The organism is Mesorhizobium sp. M1A.F.Ca.IN.022.06.1.1 (assembly GCF_003952605.1).
Lineage (GTDB): Bacteria > Pseudomonadota > Alphaproteobacteria > Rhizobiales > Rhizobiaceae > Mesorhizobium.
Window position 1 is genome coordinate 1826511 of the sequence record NZ_CP034455.1, and the last position, 19035, is coordinate 1845545.

Annotated in this window: 14 protein-coding genes and 1 pseudogene; 8 read left to right on the forward strand and 7 right to left on the reverse strand. The window is 59.6% G+C overall.

Annotation, left to right across the window (positions count from 1 at the left end; translation table 11 throughout):
• Nucleotides 1-39 precede the first annotated feature (39 nt).
• From bioB to EJ078_RS08910, 6 genes are all read left to right on the forward strand, one after another.
• Nucleotides 40-1008: a biotin synthase BioB gene (gene bioB, locus EJ078_RS08885; RefSeq protein WP_236370746.1), complete on the forward strand. Its 969-nt coding sequence runs from the start codon at nucleotides 40-42 to the stop codon at nucleotides 1006-1008.
• On the forward strand, nucleotides 1005-2144 hold the full coding sequence (locus tag EJ078_RS08890; protein ID WP_091595817.1) for an 8-amino-7-oxononanoate synthase: 1140 nt from the start codon (nucleotides 1005-1007) through the stop codon (nucleotides 2142-2144). Before bioB ends, EJ078_RS08890 begins: the two co-directional genes overlap by 4 nt.
• On the forward strand, nucleotides 2141-2776 hold the full coding sequence (gene bioD / locus EJ078_RS08895) for a dethiobiotin synthase (protein ID WP_029354884.1): 636 nt from the start codon (nucleotides 2141-2143) through the stop codon (nucleotides 2774-2776). Before EJ078_RS08890 ends, bioD begins: the two co-directional genes overlap by 4 nt.
• Nucleotides 2776-4041 carry an adenosylmethionine--8-amino-7-oxononanoate transaminase gene (locus EJ078_RS08900; RefSeq protein WP_091595819.1) on the forward strand — a complete coding sequence of 422 codons (1266 nt, stop codon included), beginning with the start codon at nucleotides 2776-2778 and terminating at the stop codon, nucleotides 4039-4041. The genes bioD and EJ078_RS08900 overlap by 1 nt, the downstream gene beginning before the upstream one ends.
• Nucleotides 4038-5021, forward strand: a complete 984-nt coding sequence (locus EJ078_RS08905; RefSeq protein ID WP_127324116.1) for a beta-ketoacyl-ACP synthase III — start codon at nucleotides 4038-4040, stop codon at nucleotides 5019-5021. Before EJ078_RS08900 ends, EJ078_RS08905 begins: the two co-directional genes overlap by 4 nt.
• Nucleotides 5022-5194: 173 nt before the next feature.
• Nucleotides 5195-6838 (forward strand): MFS transporter, encoded by a 1644-nt coding sequence (locus tag EJ078_RS08910; RefSeq protein WP_029354881.1) that lies wholly within the window; start codon nucleotides 5195-5197, stop codon nucleotides 6836-6838.
• Nucleotides 6839-7068: 230 nt separating this feature from the next.
• Here EJ078_RS08910 and hemN read toward each other — a convergent pair.
• Nucleotides 7069-8396 (reverse strand): annotated as a pseudogene (gene hemN / locus EJ078_RS08915) (oxygen-independent coproporphyrinogen III oxidase).
• 495 nt (nucleotides 8397-8891) lie between these two features.
• Entirely contained in the window at nucleotides 8892-9248 is a 357-nt protein-coding gene (locus EJ078_RS08920) for a hypothetical protein (RefSeq protein WP_091595902.1), read from the reverse strand.
• A 682-nt stretch (nucleotides 9249-9930) separates the two neighbouring features.
• Here EJ078_RS08920 and EJ078_RS08925 point away from each other — a divergent pair.
• On the forward strand, nucleotides 9931-11070 hold the full coding sequence (locus EJ078_RS08925; protein WP_091595823.1) for a porin: 1140 nt from the start codon (nucleotides 9931-9933) through the stop codon (nucleotides 11068-11070).
• A 489-nt stretch (nucleotides 11071-11559) separates the two neighbouring features.
• On the opposite strand, the gene EJ078_RS08930 is transcribed toward EJ078_RS08925, so the two are convergent.
• The 4 genes from EJ078_RS08930 to EJ078_RS08945 all read right to left on the reverse strand — a co-directional run bounded on the left by EJ078_RS08930 (nucleotide 11560) and on the right by EJ078_RS08945 (nucleotide 16268).
• The gene (locus EJ078_RS08930; RefSeq protein WP_208721206.1) at nucleotides 11560-13431 is read right to left on the reverse strand and encodes an acyltransferase family protein; all 1872 of its coding nucleotides are present in this window, start codon (nucleotides 13429-13431) and stop codon (nucleotides 11560-11562) included.
• 84 nt (nucleotides 13432-13515) lie between these two features.
• A complete protein-coding gene (locus EJ078_RS08935) occupies nucleotides 13516-14079 on the reverse strand; it encodes a CpaD family pilus assembly lipoprotein (protein WP_029354878.1) in 564 nt (187 codons plus the stop codon).
• A 9-nt stretch (nucleotides 14080-14088) separates the two neighbouring features.
• Entirely contained in the window at nucleotides 14089-15510 is a 1422-nt protein-coding gene (locus EJ078_RS08940) for a type II and III secretion system protein family protein (RefSeq protein ID WP_051695798.1), read from the reverse strand.
• A gap of 71 nt (nucleotides 15511-15581) precedes the next feature.
• Nucleotides 15582-16268 carry a response regulator transcription factor gene (locus EJ078_RS08945; protein WP_029354874.1) on the reverse strand — a complete coding sequence of 229 codons (687 nt, stop codon included), beginning with the start codon at nucleotides 16266-16268 and terminating at the stop codon, nucleotides 15582-15584.
• A gap of 607 nt (nucleotides 16269-16875) precedes the next feature.
• On the opposite strand from EJ078_RS08945, the gene EJ078_RS08950 reads away from it, so the two are divergent.
• Nucleotides 16876-17364, forward strand: coding sequence for a hypothetical protein (locus EJ078_RS08950; RefSeq protein ID WP_164747350.1), 489 nt, complete (start codon nucleotides 16876-16878; stop codon nucleotides 17362-17364).
• Nucleotides 17365-17943: 579 nt separating this feature from the next.
• Here EJ078_RS08950 and tdh read toward each other — a convergent pair.
• The gene (gene tdh / locus EJ078_RS08955) at nucleotides 17944-18978 is read right to left on the reverse strand and encodes an L-threonine 3-dehydrogenase (RefSeq protein WP_091595827.1); all 1035 of its coding nucleotides are present in this window, start codon (nucleotides 18976-18978) and stop codon (nucleotides 17944-17946) included.
• Nucleotides 18979-19035 lie beyond the last annotated feature (57 nt).

Sequence of the window (19035 nt, forward strand, 5' to 3'; positions counted from 1 at the left end):
ACGGTTGGAATGAACTCGGAGTTCGACGTGAACCAGACCATGCAATCGGTCGATGGAACGCCTCCGCGATGGAACCGCAAAGAGGCTGAGGCCATCTACGGCATGCCATTCAACGATCTGCTGTTCCTAGCTCAGACGATCCACCGCCAGAACTTCGATCGAAACCGAGTGCAGCTGTCGCGGCTCCTTAGCATCAAGACCGGCGGCTGCCCCGAAGATTGCGGCTATTGCAGCCAGTCTGCGCATTACGAAACCGGGGTGAAGGCGTCGAAGCTGATGAACGTCAAGCATGTCATCGACGAAGCGGCCAAGGCGCGTGATGGCGGCGCAACGCGCTATTGCATGGGCGCAGCGTGGCGAAGTCCCAAGGAGCGCGACATGGACGTTGTGGTCGCCATGATCGAGGGCGTCAAGGCGCTCGGCATGGAGACCTGCATGACGCTCGGCATGCTCGATCTTGAGCAAGCTGCTCGCCTGAAGCAGGCCGGTCTCGACTACTATAACCACAACATCGATACCTCTGAGCGCTACTATGGCGAGGTTATTTCAACCAGGACTTTTGCCGACCGGCTGGAAACGCTTGGGCACGTGCGCGCGGTTGGGATGAAAGTCTGCTGCGGCGGCATCGTCGGGATGGGGGAAGAAAAGACCGATCGCATCGACATGCTGGTCACGCTCGCGAACCTGCCCGAGCCGCCGGAAAGCGTGCCGATCAACATGCTTATTCCCATCGAAGGCACGCCGCTTGCCGCGGCCGACGCCATCGATCCGATCGATTTCGTCCGCATCGTTGCGCTCGCGCGGGTGATGATGCCGAAATCCTGTGTAAGGCTGTCCGCCGGCAGGACGGCGATGAGCGACGAAACGCAGGCGTTGTGCTTCTTTGCCGGCGCTAACTCGATCTTTGTCGGCGACACGCTGCTGACGGCGGACAATCCCGGCGAGGACAAGGATAGCCTTCTGTTCCAGCGTCTCGGCATCGAGCCGATGGAACTCGCCACGCAATGAACGAGGCAATTCTTGCCCGCTATGACGCATCCTTGCGCGGACTGGCGCGCAAGGACCGGTTGCGGACGCTCGCACCGCGCGCCGGTCTCGACTTCTCGTCGAACGACTATCTCGGACTTGCCGCCTCCAAAAGACTTGGCGAAGCGGTTGCGGCGGCGATTGCGCGGGGCACGCCGGTTGGCGCCACCGGGTCGCGGCTGTTGCGCGGCAACGCACCGGAACATGAGCAACTGGAGGCGGACGCCGCGGCATTCTTCGGCGCCGACCGTGCGCTGTTCTTTGGCAGCGGCTACATCGCCAACTTCGCCCTGTTGACCGCGCTGCCGCAGAAAGGCGACCTGCTGGTCCTCGACGAACTCGCCCATGCCAGCATGCATGAGGGCGCGCAGGCCGGGCGCGCCGAGTTCAAGCTGGCCGCGCACAACGACGTCGACGCTGTCGAGGACGCAATCACCCGCTGGCGCGCCGAAGGCGGCACGGGGCGCGTGTGGATCGCCGTCGAAAGCCTTTACAGCATGGATGGCGACCGCGCGCCGATGGAGAGCCTGGTCGCGATGGCCGATCGGCACCAGGCATTCATCGTCGTCGATGAAGCGCATGCCACCGGCATCTGGGGACCGGACGGCCGGGGACTGGCCGCCGCGTGCCAAGGCCGCGACAACATCGTCACGCTCCACTCATGCGGCAAGGCGCTCGGCGCATCCGGTGCACTCGTCACCGGGCCGAGGACACTGTGCGATTATCTCGTCAACCGGTGCCGGCCGTTCATCTACGCCACCGCGCCCTCGCCGCTGATGGCGGTCGCGGCGCGCGAAGCGCTGACTATTCTGTCCGACGAGCCCATGCGCCGCGCTCAGCTGCAGGAACGCGTTGCCTGCGCCGGCCGCCAATTGGCCGAGCGCTGCGGCGTCGTACCCAGCGGCTCGCAGATCCAGCCATTTGTCATCGGCGACGTTGGGCGCACCATGGCGGTGGCGGCGGCCCTGCAGGCACGCGGCTTCGACATACGCGGCATACGTCCGCCGACGGTGCCCGAGGGCACATCGCGCCTGCGCATTTCGCTGACGCTCAACGTCGACGAGACCGACATTTCCGCCATGGTCGAGGCTCTCGTTGAGGTGTTGGCCACAGCATGACCAAACGCATCGTCGTCACCGGAACAGACACCGGAATTGGCAAGACAGTATTTTCGGCCGGACTTGCCGGGCTGCTCGACGGCTTCTACTGGAAGCCGGTGCAATCGGGCCTCGACGAGGAGACTGACAGCGAGGTCGTCGCCCGGCTTTCCGGCTTGCCCGACGGACGCGTGCTGCCCGAAGTCTATCGACTGACGATGCCGCTGTCGCCGCATCGATCAGCCGAAATCGACGGCGTCGCGATCGAGGCCGACGATCTTTCATTTCCGGTCCTGCCGACACCGCTCGTCATCGAAGGCGCCGGCGGGCTGATGGTGCCGCTCAATCGACAGACAAGGTTCATTGACATATTCGAACAATGGCGGCTGCCGGTAATACTGTGCGCCCGCACCGCGCTCGGCACCATCAATCATACGCTGTTGTCGATCGAGGCCCTGAGAGCCCGCTCCATCCCGCTCATCGGCATTGCCTTCATGGGCGAAGAGGTGGCCGATACGCAAAGGACAATCGTGGAATTCGGCGGCGTGCCGCAGCTCGGCAGGCTGCCGCACCTCGGTCCGCTGACGGGTGAAACGTTGAGAGATGCAATGATTTCCGGCTTCGACCTGGCCATGATTGCCGGAGGCGACTGATGGCGCAGTCTCGAGTCTGGCATCCGTTCACGCAGCACGCGCTAGAGCCCTCGATCCCTGAAATCGTGCTGACTGAAGGCGCCTATCTCCACAAGGCCGACGGCTCCCGCATCCTGGATGCGATTTCTTCCTGGTGGGTCGTCACTCATGGCCACCGCCACCCCCGCATCATGAAGGCCATCGAGACGACCGCGTCGAACCTCGACCAGATCATCTTCGCGGGCTTTACCCACGAGCCGGCCGAGCGCCTGGCCGAGGCGCTTGTCGGCCTCGCACCCGCCGGCCTTGACCGGGTGTTCTATTCCGACAGTGGCTCGACCTCAATCGAAGTCGCGCTGAAGATGGCGCTCGGCTATTTCCGCAACATCGGCGCGCCGCGTTCGCGCATCGTCGTCATGGAGCACAGCTATCATGGTGACACGATCGGGGCGATGAGCGTCGGCGCCCGTGGCGTGTTCAACGCCGCCTACGAGCCCTTGCTGTTCGAGGTCGACACCATCCCCTTCCCGGCCGCCGGGCGCGAGCAGGAAACGCTGGATCGGTTCGAGGCACTCTCCCGCGACCGGCGCGCCGCCGCGCTGATCGTCGAGCCGCTCGTGCTCGGCGCCGGCGGCATGCTCATGTATCCGGCCTGGGTTCTGACCGAATTGAAGAGGATCACTGAGGCCGCCGGCACGCTGCTGATCGCCGATGAAGTGATGACCGGCTGGGGGCGCACCGGAACCATGTTCGCCTGCGAACAGGCGTCCGTCTCGCCGGACATCCTGTGCACCTCGAAAGGTCTGACCGGTGGTACCATCCCGCTGGCCGCCACGATCGCCACCGATGCCATCTTCCAGGCTCACTATTCCGAGGATCGCAAGAAGACGTTTTTCCATTCGAGCTCCTACACCGCCAATCCGATTGCATGCGCGGCGGCACTTGCCAATGTCGAGATCTGGCACGACGAGCCGGTGGCCGATCGGATCGCGGCCTTGAGCGAGCGACAGGCCGCCGGGCTTCGACGCTTTCGCGACAACCCTCGCTTCACCGATTGCCGGACAACCGGCACCATCGCGGCACTCGACCTACGCACCGGCTCAGCCGGTTATCTGGCCGAGATCGGGCCAAAACTGCGCGCTTTTTTTCTTGAGCGCGGCCTGCTCGTGCGCCCGCTCGGCAATGTCCTGTACCTTCTGCCGCCCTATTGCATTACCGGCAACGAGTTGGATGGGCTCTATGACGCCATCGAGGAGGCCGGCGAACGCTTCGGCTCAAAGCCATGAGCCGATCATCGCGCATTCTCGGGCTTGGCCATCATGCGCCCGCGCGCAAGGTGGAGAATCCGGAAATCGAAGATCGTCTCGGGCTTGAACCCGGCTGGATCGAGCGGCGCACCGGGATACGGTCGCGCTTCTGGGCAGCGGACGAAGACACGCTGTCGGCCCTTGCCGCGCACGCCGGCGACATGGCGCTGACCAATGCCGGTATCGACCGCGGCGACATCGGCCTGCTGTTGCTCGCTACCTCCACACCCGATCATCTTCTGCCGCCAAGCGCGCCCCTGGTCGCACATCGGCTGGGACTAGGTCGCGCCGGCGCGATCGACCTGACCGGCGCTTGCGCCGGCTTCATCTATGCGCTGATGTTCGCCGACGGGTTCATTCGCCTGCATGGCAAAGCGAGCCTTGTCATTGCCGCCAACATCCTCAGCCGCCGCATCAATCCGGCCGAGCGCGCCAGCGCCGTGCTGTTTGCCGATGCCGCCGGCGCGGTGGTGATCGGTCCGTGCGATGACCCGGATCGAGGCATTCTCGGCGCTTCGGTGGATTCGGACGGCTCGCGTTACGGGCTGATCCAGATTCCTGCCGGTGGAAGCAACAATCCGTTCCATGGCGGCCTCGACCTCGAGCAGACCCGGATGACGATCACCGATGGCCGCGAAGTGTTCGCCAAGGCCGTGGAGATGATGACCGCCTGCTCGAGAGATGCGCTCACTGCTGCCCGACTGAGGCCGCAAGACCTCGATCGTTTCGTGCCGCATCAGGCCAATGCTCGCATTTTCGACGCGGTCGGCAGGAACCTCGGCATCACAGATCACTCGATGGTCAAGACGATCGCCGAATATGGCAACTCTTCCGCCGCGACGATCCCGCTCTCGTTGTCGCTCGCCCATCGGGCGCAGCCGTTTCGGCCTGGCGAGAAAGTCCTCTTGGCGGCAGCGGGTGCGGGTCTCAGCGGCGGCGCGCTTGTCGTGGGAATTTAGCAAAGCAACGCTTGCGCATAGGACTGCTCATGAATGAGACTATGAGAATGGCTCAATACGCAAATAGTCGCCGGCAAGCTCCATAGAGCTGGGTTCCGTGCGGTGCTCCGCGATGTCTAAGTATCGACCCACTTGCTCAAATCGCAGCGCTCATCGAAGGCCAGCAAAACCTCATGCAGAGCGAAAATCCTCAACCGCCCGTTTCAAAGACGCTCGCCCCATTTCGAAACAAGGTGTTTCGCTCAATTTGGACGGCCACCCAGATTTCCAGCCTCGGTTGGCTAGTGCAAACGGTCGCCATCAGTTGGCTTATGGCAACGATTTCAGCGTCCGACCTTATGGTGGCTCTCGTCCAGGCCGCATCCACACTGCCGGTGTTCTTCCTCTCAGTTTTCGCCGGAGCCATTGCCGACAACTTCAGCCGCCGGTGGGTGATGTTTGCGGGACACTGCCTGATAGCATCGGCGTCGATGACGCTGATGATTTCTGTGGGTCTGGGATTTGTCAGTCCTTGGCTGATTCTCGGGTTAGGTTTCCTGGCCGGCTGCGGCTTTGCCTTGAATGATCCGGCCTGGCACGCTTCGGTCGGCGATATCCTTCACAAACGCGACATTCCGGCCGCAGTGACGCTTATGTCCGTCGGATACAACATTGTGCGCAGCGTTGGTCCGGCCTTAGGGGGCGTGATCCTGGCCGTCTTTGGGCCGCTGGCCGCTTTCGCCTTGGCTGCGGTGAGTGATCTGGCGCCTATAAGCGCGATATGGCGCACCAAATGGGAGGTCCGCTCTTCGCCTCTCCCTCGTGAGAGAATGACGACGGCAATTCATGACGGAGTGCGCTTTACGGCGATGTCTTTGGAGATCAGGGCAGCGACCGCCCGAGCAGCTCTTTTCGGATTGGCAAGCATCTCCATTCTGGCGTTGCTCCCTCTCGTCGTCCGGGATCAGTTGAAGAGTGGGCCAATTGTCTACGGTATCTTATTGGCCGGCTTCGGCATGGGTGCTTTCATCGCGGGCATGGGCAACGGCTTCTTGAGGAAGGTCACGTCTCAAAACAGGCTGGTGGCCTTCGCCTCTGTGGCTTGTGCAGTCTGTTGCCTCTCCCTTGCCCTGACATCGTCGGTTCCTGTGGCGGCCATTTCGCTGGCGCTCGGCGGAGCGGGTTGGCTTATCACCTGGACGGGCATTGACGTGTCGGTGCAGTTGGCAAGCCCAAGGTGGGTTGTAGGCCGCACGCTCTCCATTTACTACGCCTTGAGCGCAGGCGGTATGGCTGCTGGCAGCTGGATCTGGGGTTCTGTCGCGCAAAACTATTCCTTGACCTCAGCATTGGAGGGCGCCGCGGGCGCTCTGTTGCTGGTTGCAGCAGCGGGGATCGTGTTGCCGGTCCGTCCCTGGGAAGAAACGGATCAAGAAAGTTCAGTTTTTCATCCGCCGGACGTGGCTCTCGATCTGAAACCCAGAAGTGGCCCTATCGTGGCCAAGGTCGAGTATTTGATATCGGAGGAAAATATCGAGGCCTTTCTGGGCTACATGCGCACGCGGCGACACGTCCAGAGCCGTGCCGGTGCACGAAACTGGACGCTCCAGCGAAATCTGCAAACACCGTCACTTTGGACGGAGACATTCCGCACCCCCACCTGGATGGACTTTCTCCGCCTAAATCATCGACTCACCGCAGCAGATAAGGAAGTCGGCCAGCATCTCCTGTCACTGCATGAAGGAGAGGTGCCTCCGCAGACAGTGCTTTCGATTGAACGAACGACCGAGGCAATTCGTACCCGTACCTCGACAATCTTTTCTCGTCCTCCAAGATGACGCCATCAAGCTGCTATCCAGGGACAGGGTGGATCACCGGTGCTTTGCAGAGCACAGCCTCACGCCGAGAGCAGCGTGCTCCGAGTTGTGCGATCGAGCGCACCCAGGCGAGATGATGATGAACGCGGCGTCAAGTGGAGTCCCCTGCATGCGCTTGCGGAGTCTTCTGCGAGAGCCCATGCCGACGAGCGCCAAACAAGGTCTGATGCCTTCGGAGTCGTGGCCTCAACTCATCGATTCGCGAGAAAAGCATCGAATGCAGCAGCAACGGCGCGAACAACAAAGCGGTGCTCCGGCCGCACGCGGATGAAGCCGTTTTCGACGTCCACGATCCCCTCCTCAGCCAGCGTCACCAAACGCTCAACTGAATCGAGAAAACGAGCTGGTTCGATTTCGTGGGCGGCACAGATGGTCGGCACGTCGGCCTCCAAATCGCACATCAGTCGCTCGATGATTGCTGCGCGCACCCGGTCATCGTCGGTCAGCCGGTGGCCCTTTGATGTCGCCAGACGTCCACTTGCGATGTGCCGGGCGTAAGAATCCCGTGTTACTTCGTTCTGAACGTACCCCTCGCCGACTCGGCCAATAGCCGACGCGCCGAAGCCGATCACGGTTTTGCAAGTATCGGCCGAGTATCCCAGCGAATTACGCCGCAGGCGCCCGGTCTTCTGCGCTAGCGCGAGTTCGTCGTCCGGCAGAGCGAAATGATCGAGCCCGATCTCCCGGTAGCCGGCGCCAACCAGTGTCTCGGCGACAGCTGCAGCCTGTTCGGCGCGAACATCGCCGTCCGGTAGACCTGCCTGCTCGATTAGGCGCTGATTCTTTATCACGGAAGGAATATGCGCGTAGCCGAACACCGCAAACCGGTTGGGGCGCATGGCGACCGCAGCCATCGCGGTCTGGATGCAGGACTGCACAGTCTGTTTCGGGAGACCGAAGATGAGATCGAAGTTGATATGGCCAACGCCATGCCGGCGGAGATTTTCGACGGCAGCGGCCGTCTGCACCTTACTCTGGATCCGATTGATCGCCTTTTGCACATCGGGATCAAAGCTCTGCACGCCGATGCTCGCGCGGTTGACACCGGTAGCTGCCAAGGGTTCGGCCATTTCCGGTGTGAACGTTCGGGGATCGATCTCCACGGCGATCGCAGCAGTTTTGCTGAAAGCGAAGTGGCGGCGTAGAAATTCCATCAGCGCCAAGTGCTCGGCTGGCCCGATAAGGTGAGGCGTTCCGCCGCCGAAATGCACATCGCTCACCGGCAGCCCTTGCCGAACTTGCTCCGACACCAAACTGATCTCCTGACGCAGCACGCCAAATAATTAAGGATCGGGCCGTTGCGACGGGTGACGGCGGTAGGGAAGCCGCAATACCAGCACATGGATCGGCAAAACGGAATGTGGAAATAGAGCGACACCGATTCGTCGGCCGGGAGGCCCCCCAGCCATTCCTCATAATCGTCAGCACCAACCGCCGCAGAGAAGTCTGGCACAGTCGGATAGATGGTATACCAAGGCGGCCGGGGGTCCCGGTACTTTGTCAGGATTGAGGTGTGCAAGGAGCTGTCGTCCCACGTCGCTGATCCATCATTGTTTCGTTGCGCGCTCGTCCTGTCTCTGACCTAAGTCAGTGCGTCCCGCTTTCTCCGCGTTTTCAAGGCGGAGGCGGCGATGTCGCAGTCTCGCTTGGACAGGACGGTATCAACCGAGCGCGCGTGCCATGGTCCGCCTGAGGTGATGGTGCGGTGCCGCATTCAACGTTTGAGTACGTGACGCCGATGCAGTGTGCTTGAGGCGTCTGCGGAAGAACTTTGCAATGCGAAATTCATGTCCGACGCCAAACGTCGCAACGCACCTGTCAAGCCTCGGTCAGACGCCATCCAGGTCCAGCCAGCGGCCTTCCCTGCCGGCCGAAAAACCATACCGGCTTTAGCCACCGAGACGCTCTAAAGCTGACGTCCGCTCATTTGATGAAAGGAAGGCGCCGCTAGGGGGTGCACAAGGCTCCCCAGCTTGACGTCGCTTCGAGCGATGAGCGGCGGTGTGGCTTGTCGTCAAGCGCCGGGCAGCGTGCCCCCTACCGATATCCCGAAAAGATCGACCAAGATCGCCATCCCGACGCCACACGCGGTCTGGATGAGGCCGACCATGAAAATGCGATTGGCGCGTTCGTAGATGGGGCGGCGCAAGGAACTCATGTCGAGCAGCATGGACAGCGCTCTCATCTGCAGTGCGATGCCGAGCAGGATCGGCACTACGGCGAACAGATCGTAGAGTTGCCATGGCAAGGGGTTCGCCGCCCAATGAGTGAGGAAGCCGAGCGAAAAGGCAAGCAGGATACCCACGGCAGTGATTGTGCCGTTGCGGAAAATGGTCTCGATCAGTTCTTCCTTCGGATCGTGCTCGTCCAAGCGGCTTCCTTTCGTTGCTCTTTCCGTCGAGACTAAGTTCTCGAGAATGCTGTTCATCGCCAATTACTCGAGGCGAGCCCTAGGCAACCGTTTCAGGGTGCGATCCCTTCTCGCTATCGGCCGCGCAATGTACCTGCACGGCGAACTTACAGCGGCGAAAAGGTGCTTCGGCCACCATGCGACACATCGGACGTGGACGCCCTCTGTTCCTGGCGCAGCCCTTGCGGACCGCACGCGCGCAGTAATCCTTCTCGGTAGCGCATGAAGCGGCCTCCGTTGCGGTCAGACGGGAAGCCGTCGCTGTTAAACGAGACTGTCACATATCGAACATGGCGAACCGTGTCGCACATTGCTTTTCGCAGTGACCCTCAAAAAAAGTGATTCCAGCGAGACGAAGGCGCGTCGGCCCAATTTTGGTGTCGGCCGCATCTACGCTTCAGGTTGGCATGTCGCTTGCTGCTCTATTCCGAGGCTGCAGCGGTCTGACCGGAGTGTTTCACATATAAACGATAATGAATCTCCTAGCAGAAAACACTATTCTAAGTACATGTGGCTTTTACGCTGGATAACCTCCCATGTCAAGCGCTTTTACGTCCACAAATTGGAGACAACACGCACAAAATTTAGAGTAAAGCTTGCTCTTACGCCTCTATCCTTTTTATTCCTTCATGGAGATCTAGACATGTACATCAAGATTCGTCTTCTCGGCTTAACTGCTCTGATCGCCGCCTCCGTCGTTCGAGCAGCTGGCGCCGAGCGGGAACCGGCTGAGTACATCAAGATCTGCGACGTCCTCGGCTCGGGGTATTTCTATATTCCCAACACCGAGACCTGCCTGCGCATCGGCGGCTATGTCCGTTATGATATCGGCCTGGGTGATGTCCGATCGTATGACAGCGCAAGAACCTCGGATGTGAGAACTGGCGAGGACCAAGGCACTTGGCGAAACAACACACGCTTCACGTTCAAAACTTGGAGCGGCCAGCAGACCGAGCTCGGCGCGTTGACGACCTATACCGAAACCCACGTGAATTTTGGCAATAGCGCTAACTCGCGTGACAGTCCTCAGAACTATGGTTTCAACAGCGGCCTCGCACTGGCTTCTGCCTGGGTCGAGCTGGGGGGCCTGCGAGTTGGCAAGGACGGGTCGGCCTTCGATACGTTTGTAAGCTACGCTGGCAACGTTCTCGATAGTATGCTCGTTCGGTCGGCCGGCTTCGACACCAACGTGGCTCAGTACTACTTCGACGCCGGCAACGGCATTTCGACCGTGATTTCGCTCGAACAAGGATCGGGCTCAGCCGGTACTATCGACAGCTATATTCCGCACGTTGTCGCCGGCTTGAAATACACGCAAGGCTGGGGCTCGATCACCGGCGTCGCGGCTTATGACAGCAACTACGAAGCTTTGGCCGGCAAGATCCGTGTCGACGTCGCTGTCACAAACCAGCTGTCGCTGTTTGGACTGTTCGGCTACGGTTCCAATGGCAGTCTCAACGAGGACTCAAACGGCGCAATCGCCAATCATGTGCGCGGCTCGTACAAAATCTGGAACGGCCAGTGGGCTTTCTGGGCGGGCGCCACCTACGAGTTTGACGAGAAAACTTCGTTCAACTTTCAGGTCTCGAGTGATCAGCTCAAGAATTCTGGTTTGGCTGCAAACGTCGTCTATATGGTCGTTCCTGGCTTCACGGTCACAGCCGAGGTCGATTACGACCGCTACGGCAACTTTGGCGTCGGCCCTGCCGACCCTACCACCGTCAAGGGCACGAGCAAGCCGAACAGCGTCGGCGGCATTCTCCGCTTCCAACGCTCATTTTGAAATCTCTCCAGCCGCGAGCATCTCTGGCAAAGGCACTTGCCTCGACAACGCACGCATAGAGAGCTTCTTTCGCCATCCTTGAAGTCTGCATCGACCGTCCACGGCCCATCGTACCAACTTGAGACTGAAAGGGGTGAGCCCTGTGTAATACAGCCTAGCCCTTGACCTGCCCAATGAACCGGCCAGGGGTGGTCAGTTCAAATTCGGGGCCGTTTAGAGGGCAGTGTGAGGCCGTGTCAGGTAAGTGCCACTGCTATGTCGGGACCGCGACACGCCTGTCGCTGTGGATGGCTGGAATTGCCCTTCGCGGCGCCATTCATTCTCTCAACATTTACGTGATAATGCACGCTTAGTCCGATCCGCGTGGCAGCACCCATCCTAGGTCGCTATCGGGTGGCCTTAAACCTGAACAGCTCCATCGTCGCGGCTGCTGCCGAAGCAGGAGCAATCACAGGGACCCGCACTGGTGCTTGTCAGCCGTCTGACCCGCTACTTCGTCTTAGGAAGAGCATTGTCTTTGCCAAAAGCCGGCCAGTATTTCGAGATTGCCAGTGTGGCGCCGGCTGAAGAGAAATGACCATAGTCGAAATACATAAACTCTCCTCTGTCGGAATAGGGGCAGCGTCCTGCGCTGCACAGGAATTTCAGCGGATCGATGAATGTGGCGCCTTTGGTAAATGAGCGCACACGTTCGTTGATGCCGGGGTCCATCGCCATCGGCCAGGACGTATCGTCCAGATTTTGGCGCTTGGCGAAGAACGCAATTTTCCGGACGTCAGTTGGGAACTGCGGAGACTGGCCGATGACAAACACGCGCACGCCCAGGGCACGAAGCGTATCGATTGTTTGCTGAAGACCGTCGAAGCCTCTGACCTCATAGTCACTCCATTTACCGCTGAGGATAACCGTCTTGATGTCCGCTTCCAAGATGATGTCCAAGGCCTTGCGATTGAACCGGACACAATCAAGACGAGCGTAAGAGTAGTAAGAGAGTATCGGCGGGCAGCCGGCGTACGTATATTTCACGATGTTCGCCTGCAACCGATTTATGTTAGCACCCAGGCCGGAAACATAGTGCGCGGCGAAGGAGTCGCCCCACAAAAAAACCGTTGTTGGAAAACCGCGAGTGCGCGTGCAATCCTCCATATTCCAGCTTTCGATCCGGCTGGTGCCCTCGTTGAAACAGATGCCATTCCTCCAGTCCCCGACGGAAATGCGCCGCTGGACATAGTCCGGAAACCGTTGCGGAAAGCCGTTGCCGAGCGCCCCCGCCGCTCCGCCGGCACAAAGAACAACGATCGCGAGCGCTGAAAAGGCAAAGATAGGCCCCGGGGCGGTGAAGGCCCTCTTCTGTCGAAACGGCTGCTCTACAAACTTCCAGGAGAATGCAGCCAATGCGAGGCTTGCTACCAACATCGCACCGGTCATCAAAGGATCGAGTTTTTGGAACGAAAGATAATGCGCGAACGCATTGAGCGGCCAGTGAACAAGATACAAAGAATACGAGATGAGCCCAATCCAGACCAGCGGCCGGACTTCGAGCATGCGGCTGGCGACCGTCGAGGGGGAATTTTGGCCAACATAGATCAGAAGGGCCGTTCCGATGCATGGATACAAGGCGTTGTAGCCTGGGAACGGGTCGCTCTCCGAAAGCGCGAAGAACCCGATGGCGAGAAGGCCAAATCCGGCCAACCCCACCGACTCCATCAGGAATCTGTTGCCCAACGGCGGGGGGCGTTTGAGCATGAGCAGGGCGCCCAACATGAGTTCCCAGATTCGGGTCGGCAGCAGATAGAATCCGGCGGTGGGCGCCAGCGATGTCGCCATCACCGCCATTACGAAGCTGCAGAGAATTATCGGAAGAAGTGTCGTCAGCCAGCGCTTCCCGATGTAGCGATAGATTAGGAACATCAGGATTGGGGCGAAGATGTAGTACTGCTCCTCTACGGAAAGCGACCAGGTGTGCAACAGTGGTCGAAGCGCGGCATCGATCGAGAAGTAACTTGACGTTTTCCAGAAAAAAACGTTCGACCAGAAGGTCGAGGCAGCTATGATGCTAAGACCGAATTCGCGCAGATCCGATGGCAGAAGAATGAACAATGCGGCAATGCAGGTGAGAAGCATCACAAAGACGAGAGCCGGCAGAATGCGCCGGGCACGGCGCCAGTAGAAGTTGACGATCGAAAATTGGCCGCGTTCAAGGTCATCCAAGAGGCTTCCGCTGATAAGGTAGCCGGAGATGACGAAGAAGATATCAACCCCGCTAAAGCCACCCGGGATCGCCGAAATTCCGAAATGAAAGAGTACGACCGGAAGTACAGCAACAGCCCTAAGGCCCGCGATATCGCGCCTATATTGCATCCAGCGGTTCCTTTGATTTTAGATCAGGACGAGATTGGAAGCTTTCAATCTCCGGTAGGAGTGCTGCCAAGATAAGGGCCGGTATCAGCCACCTTTATCCGTCCCGAACGTTCTGTAAGTGGCAACTGGTACAGAAGCACGATCGCCATCGCCGGACTTGACGGCCTGATTGTCGAGCAGATCGCGCGGATCGTTGACCATCACGGCCAGGTTAAATCCTGTCGAACAACCAAGCGGCTGTTTGAAGGATTCTTCATTGGGTAAGGCACCATATGAGGGACAGACCGGCGGACGGGCGTGATAGACAATCGCCTCAATTCGCACTGAGCCGGCGTCGTGTTGATCGAGCAATTGAATGTTGTCTGCTTCGATTGCCAACTGCCTGGCCTGATGGGCTACCCCTGCGCTGAGCTGGGGCGAACCGCTGATGAGGAGGTGGAGGGCATCGAATCGGCCGCGACTGGCCTTGTTTAGGAAATCACGCAAACGCTGCCGTTCGGAAGCGCGCAGGCTTTGCAACGTCAGGAGGGTGGTCTCCTCTCGGACAAGCATTGATGCCGATGGTTCGACATCAACTGGCGTAGTGCTTGTGCAGCCACTTACGCTTGGTGCCAGAGCGACAAAGAGGACTATAAAACGCAACATCATTGGACGACACTATTCGATGATGAAGCCGAGACCGCCCTGGGCGCTTGGCGCGCCCGCACGGATAGCAGCGCGGTCTCGCGGGGGACTTGCCACGGAATTCGTCGGAGCGCCCCCTCCGTTCAAAGCCGGTGCCGCCCGCTCCGTAGGTGCGCTCATCTGGTTTGGGTTGGAGCCTGGTCTTACAATGTAAGGCGTAACTAGAATGACCAGTTCTGACTCCTCTTTTTGAAACGAGGACGAGCGAAAAAGCGGTCCCAGGATCGGCATTTCTCCGAGCCAGGGAAAGGCCCTGACATCATTGTTGACGTTCCGCCTGATTAGACCGCCGATTGCGAAGCTCTGCCCACTGGCGAGTTCGACGACCGTATCGGCTCGGCGCGTGGAAACTGCCGGCACGGAAATTCCGTTGATTTGCACGGCACCTTGCGTCGACAGTTCACTGACTTCGGGCGTTACGTGAATGTTGATTTGATTGTTGCTGAGAACTGTCGGCACAAATTCCAGACTGACGCCGAAGTGACGGAATTCAACCGATACCTGCCTGTTTTCCTGCAGGACAGGAATGGGAAATTCGCCGCCAGCTAGAAAGCTGGCTTTTTCACCCGACATAGCGGTGAGGTTCGGCTCAGCCAGGACGGAAGCTATATGCTCCTTGGCGAGCGCGTCGAGAACCGCGCTGACGTTGACGACACCGTTGTCGAATCCGATTTCTGCTGTACCGCCACCCTGGGTTGAACCAGATCCAGCGCTTGCACCGCTTCCGCTTAGAACGCCCACTTTGAAATTGCCGATTTGACCGAAGGCGGACAGGTTGACGCCAAGTGACTTCATGGCGCTGCGTGAGACTTCGGCTACGCGCACGCTGAGGTTAACTTGCAGGGATCCAGCGACCTTGATGTTGTTGACGACTTGCGCTCCGTCGCCCAGATATTGCTCAGTGACTCTTTTTGCGGTGTCGGCGACCTCTGCGTCGGGCGCCGTCCCGCTAAGGATTGCGCCGCGCGGCGTATAGTTGACGCGGATGGGATAGTCGCCGACCTGCTCCCGCAACATGGCGCGTAAATCCCCGATCGGTTGCGTGACAACGATACGCAATTCGGCGAGAGGCTCGCCGTTGCCGTCCAAGGCGAATAGGCTGGTCCGCCCCGATTTCTTGCCAAAGACGAAGATTGTTTTGCTCGATGGTGCCTGAAAATCCGCGATCGTCGGGTCAGCAACAAAGATGGTCGTGGCTGGCGCGGGCAGATGAACGGTCTCCCCGAGCGAAGAGGAAAGGGTCAGCGTGGCATTGATGCTATTCGAAGCCGCACGCGGCGCGCCTTTGTCCTGCTTGTTTTGCGCCGCGACACCAAGTGGGAAAGTCACAATAAGCGCGCAGAGGAGATGGCCCAGGTAACGGGGCACTGCAGGTCTCGGAACCTTGATGGCGATCGCCCGCCAATTGAGCGCAGGGCAAGGATGTTGAAGGATCAGCAAAATAGATCTTCTTTCGATTCGACAAACTATGCGGATGACGCGTCAGTCAATTCTAGAATGTAGCCAATGCCACGGATGGTCTTGATCCGTGGCGTTGCACCTGATCTGGTCAGATGTCCACGTAAACGATAGATTCCGACTTCAAGCGCGTTGGCAGACACGTCGTCGTTGAACGAATAGAGGTGATCTTCCAACTGCGCACGGGGCACGATGCGGCCTGCCCGGTTAAGCAGATGCTCTAGAATACAGAGTTCGCGACGTGCGATCATCATTGGGTGCCCAGCAACGAAAACCTGCCGGGCGACCGGATCGAAGTTGAGATTGCCAAATACGAGCCTCAGGTCGGTCATCTGTGACGCCCGGCGCAGAATGGCTCTCATTCTGGCGATAAGCTCATCGGTAGAGACGGGTTTGAGCAGAAAGTCGTCCGCACCACCGTTGAAGATCGCAATTCGCTTATCGAGATCGTTAAGGCTGCTCATAATGACGGCAGGAACTGAATGCCCGTGGGTCCTCAACTGCCTCAGCCAACCCAAGCCATCGCCATCTGGCAGAGCCAATTCCAGCAGGAGAATTTCATAGCTGGCGCAAGAAAATGCACTCGAGGCCAGTTCCAGAGTACCAACGACATCAACGACGAAGCCGCCATCCCCGAGCGCAAGTCGCATGGCGCGCGCAAGATCCGCATGATGATCCACGAGCAGCGTTCGCATTTCATCTCCTATCGAAGAGAGACGCGTCACCGGCGGCCATCTGATCGGAGCACACGGCGCACAACTCGTCGCATCTCTCGGAACAGGTCCGAGTTGGAGGGACATGCAAGTCGCTCGGTGGCAATAGGCGCGGGTGAGGACCAACTGACGGGCTCAAATACGCCGGTCGGCGAACCCACGACGCCAGCAACCCGCGTGCGATTTCTCGTTGCATCATCTCTCCTACGTGCAGCCCCTGCGCTCGCAAGGCAGCGTCGCGGCCCAGAGCCCGATTCCCACAGAGGGTAGGGTTAGCTTTCGAGAAACTGATTGAACAAATCGATTATTTGGATCGAATGCATCCACGGTATGGATGCAGCGCCGCATCTTCAACGACTGCGGCTTCCTGATGGATTGTTGTGTCTGTCGTGCTCTGCTATTTCGCTGTCCTTCAAGGCTGGCGAGTCTGGTGGAACCTGCGCGTCATTGGCTGTGGTAGCTTGATGCTCAAAAATGGAGCGCCCCGCGGAAAGCCGCTCTCAGATTTCCAAAAAGCCTTGCTGGTCCAAAAGAGCACTTCGCATCTCGACACCAAAATGGGCGAGGAAAACTGACGTCTGACAGGGATGTGTATGCAACAGCCGATTTGCGGCACCAGGAAACGACCGCGTTCAGGCTGGAGATCGACGACCAACGGCTCCTCGATTTCCGCATTCAGGCCACGACGATCGACCGCTTTCCAAGCTCTTCCTGTGCGGGCGGATGCCGGCAAACAGCAGCACAGGGTCAGGGAAACCGCGAGCGGGCCTGCTTGATCGCCATGATCACATTGCCGCTGTTGCGCGTGCGGACCGGAATGCATTCGGTCCAGCCGGTGGCAATTTCGGTCAGCACCATCGTCTGCACGAAGCTCCCCGACCAAGACGTGCCCGAATGCGCTCAACAAAGCCGGGCGGCGGATCTTTCCAATCGCCGAGGTGCGGGCTTGCACCGAGCGGCGAACTGCCGAACTCATTCCTGCCCGGCGGCGCTGGCCGCCGCGAGCGACGATGCGGACCTCAGCCGCTCCGAAGCCTCCCACAACACGATGAGCGCCTCGCGGACATCGCTGCCGTAACAGCGGCTGCGGCTCTTGCTCGCAGACGGCCTCTGCTCACGACGGTTCATAAGACGGATCGCGCGCGCTTGCGATAATAGCCGATTACCGCCCCGAACTCATTCAGAATGCGCCGCTTGTCAACGCCGCGATAACGCTCCACGATCGCCGCTTCAGTTCCGACCGTGTCGCCATGCTGAGCCGCGCCATACTTCCCCCGAACCGGAATGGCACGACCTGTCCAATGCGGCTCGTTGCCTTCGTTAATTCGCTGACCGGAAAGGTACCGGAAGTCGTCTAACGCATCTTACCCGCTGAAACGGCGGCAACACCTCGACCTCAATCGCAGATCTTAGGAAATAGACGATCGCGTGGGGCCTGTGAGCATCCGTTCACCGGATTTCCGTCATCGGCTGAGGCGAATTGCCACCATCGACCGTTATCGGATGGGCCGCGATACGTCGCCGTATCATGATTAGGGGGCGCACCTAGCGGAGCCATAGCTCTCCACCCAGCCATGTTCCCCTCGTTGGAAGATGTCCGGCGGACCAGAGGGGTGCTGTCCCGTCAGCTTTTCCTGAAGAGCGGCCAAGGCAATCCCTACCAATCCATCACCACCTTCCCCGAATTGCCGCTCTTCATCGCCTCGAAACCGTCGAGGTAGTCATCGACCCCGATGCGGTGTGTGATCAGGCCCGACACGTCGAGAGGACCCTGCACCAGCGCGATCATCTTGTACCAGGTCTCGAACATCTCGCGGCCGTAGATGCCCTTGAGATGCAGCATCTTGAAGATGACCTTGTTCCAGTCGATCTCGAAGCCGGTCGGCGCAATGCCCAGAATGGCGATCTTGCCGCCATTGTTCATGGTATCGATCATGTCGCGGAAGGCGGGGGCTGCGCCCGACATTTCGAGGCCGACGTCAAACCCCTCGGTCATGCCGAGCGCCGGCATGACGTCGCGCAGCTTTTCCTTCGAGGCGTCGACGACATGCTGGACGCCGAGCTTTTTCGCCAGTGCCAGCCGCACCGGGTTGATGTCAGTGATGACCACTTTGCGCGCACCGACGCATTGGGCGACGAGCGCGCCCATGATGCCGATCGGCCCGGCGCCAGTCACCAGCACGTCCTCGCCGACCAGATCGAAGGACAATGCGGTGTGGACGGCATTGCCCAAGGGATCGAAGATCGCGGCAATCTCATCGGGCACATCGTCGGGGATCGGCACGACATTGTGCTGCGGGATCGCCAGATACTCGCCGAACGCGCCCGGACGGTTGACGCCGACGCCGAGTGTGTTGCGGCACAGATGCCCTCGCCCGGCGCGACAGTTGCGGCAATGGCCGCAGACGATGTGGCCTTCGCCCGATACACGCTGGCCGACCTTGTATTCGGTGACCGCTGCGCCGAAATCGGCAACGGTGCCGACGAATTCATGGCCCGTCACCATCGGCACCGGCACCGTCTTCTGCGCCCACTGGTCCCAATTGTAGATGTGCACGTCGGTGCCGCAGATCGCCGTCTTCTTGATCTTGATCAGCACGTCGTTGGGGCCGATTTCCGGCACCGGCACCTCTTCCATCCAGATGCCCGGTTCGGCCTTGGCCTTCACAAGCGCCTTCATCATGTTCGACATCAGGATTTCCCTATTCCGTGATTGCGCTTCTGGCGAGATAGCCTGCACAACGGGAAG

What these genes read in the sequence shown, in the direction of transcription:
- EJ078_RS08910 (WP_029354881.1), top strand. Translation starts at nt 5,195, where the DNA reads ATGCAGAGCGAAAATCCTCAACCGCCCGTTTCAAAGACGCTCGCCCCA.
- EJ078_RS08905 (WP_127324116.1), top strand. Translation starts at nt 4,038, where the DNA reads ATGAGCCGATCATCGCGCATTCTCGGGCTTGGCCATCATGCGCCCGCG.
- EJ078_RS08890 (WP_091595817.1), top strand. Translation starts at nt 1,005, where the DNA reads ATGAACGAGGCAATTCTTGCCCGCTATGACGCATCCTTGCGCGGACTG.
- EJ078_RS08900 (WP_091595819.1), top strand. Translation starts at nt 2,776, where the DNA reads ATGGCGCAGTCTCGAGTCTGGCATCCGTTCACGCAGCACGCGCTAGAG.
- bioD (WP_029354884.1), top strand. Translation starts at nt 2,141, where the DNA reads ATGACCAAACGCATCGTCGTCACCGGAACAGACACCGGAATTGGCAAG.
- EJ078_RS08925 (WP_091595823.1), top strand. Translation starts at nt 9,931, where the DNA reads ATGTACATCAAGATTCGTCTTCTCGGCTTAACTGCTCTGATCGCCGCC.
- bioB (WP_236370746.1), top strand. Translation starts at nt 40, where the DNA reads ATGCAATCGGTCGATGGAACGCCTCCGCGATGGAACCGCAAAGAGGCT.
- tdh (WP_091595827.1), bottom strand. Translation starts at nt 18,978, where the DNA reads ATGTCGAACATGATGAAGGCGCTTGTGAAGGCCAAGGCCGAACCGGGC.
- EJ078_RS08945 (WP_029354874.1), bottom strand. Translation starts at nt 16,268, where the DNA reads ATGCGAACGCTGCTCGTGGATCATCATGCGGATCTTGCGCGCGCCATG.
- EJ078_RS08935 (WP_029354878.1), bottom strand. Translation starts at nt 14,079, where the DNA reads ATGATGTTGCGTTTTATAGTCCTCTTTGTCGCTCTGGCACCAAGCGTA.
- EJ078_RS08930 (WP_208721206.1), bottom strand. Translation starts at nt 13,431, where the DNA reads ATGCAATATAGGCGCGATATCGCGGGCCTTAGGGCTGTTGCTGTACTT.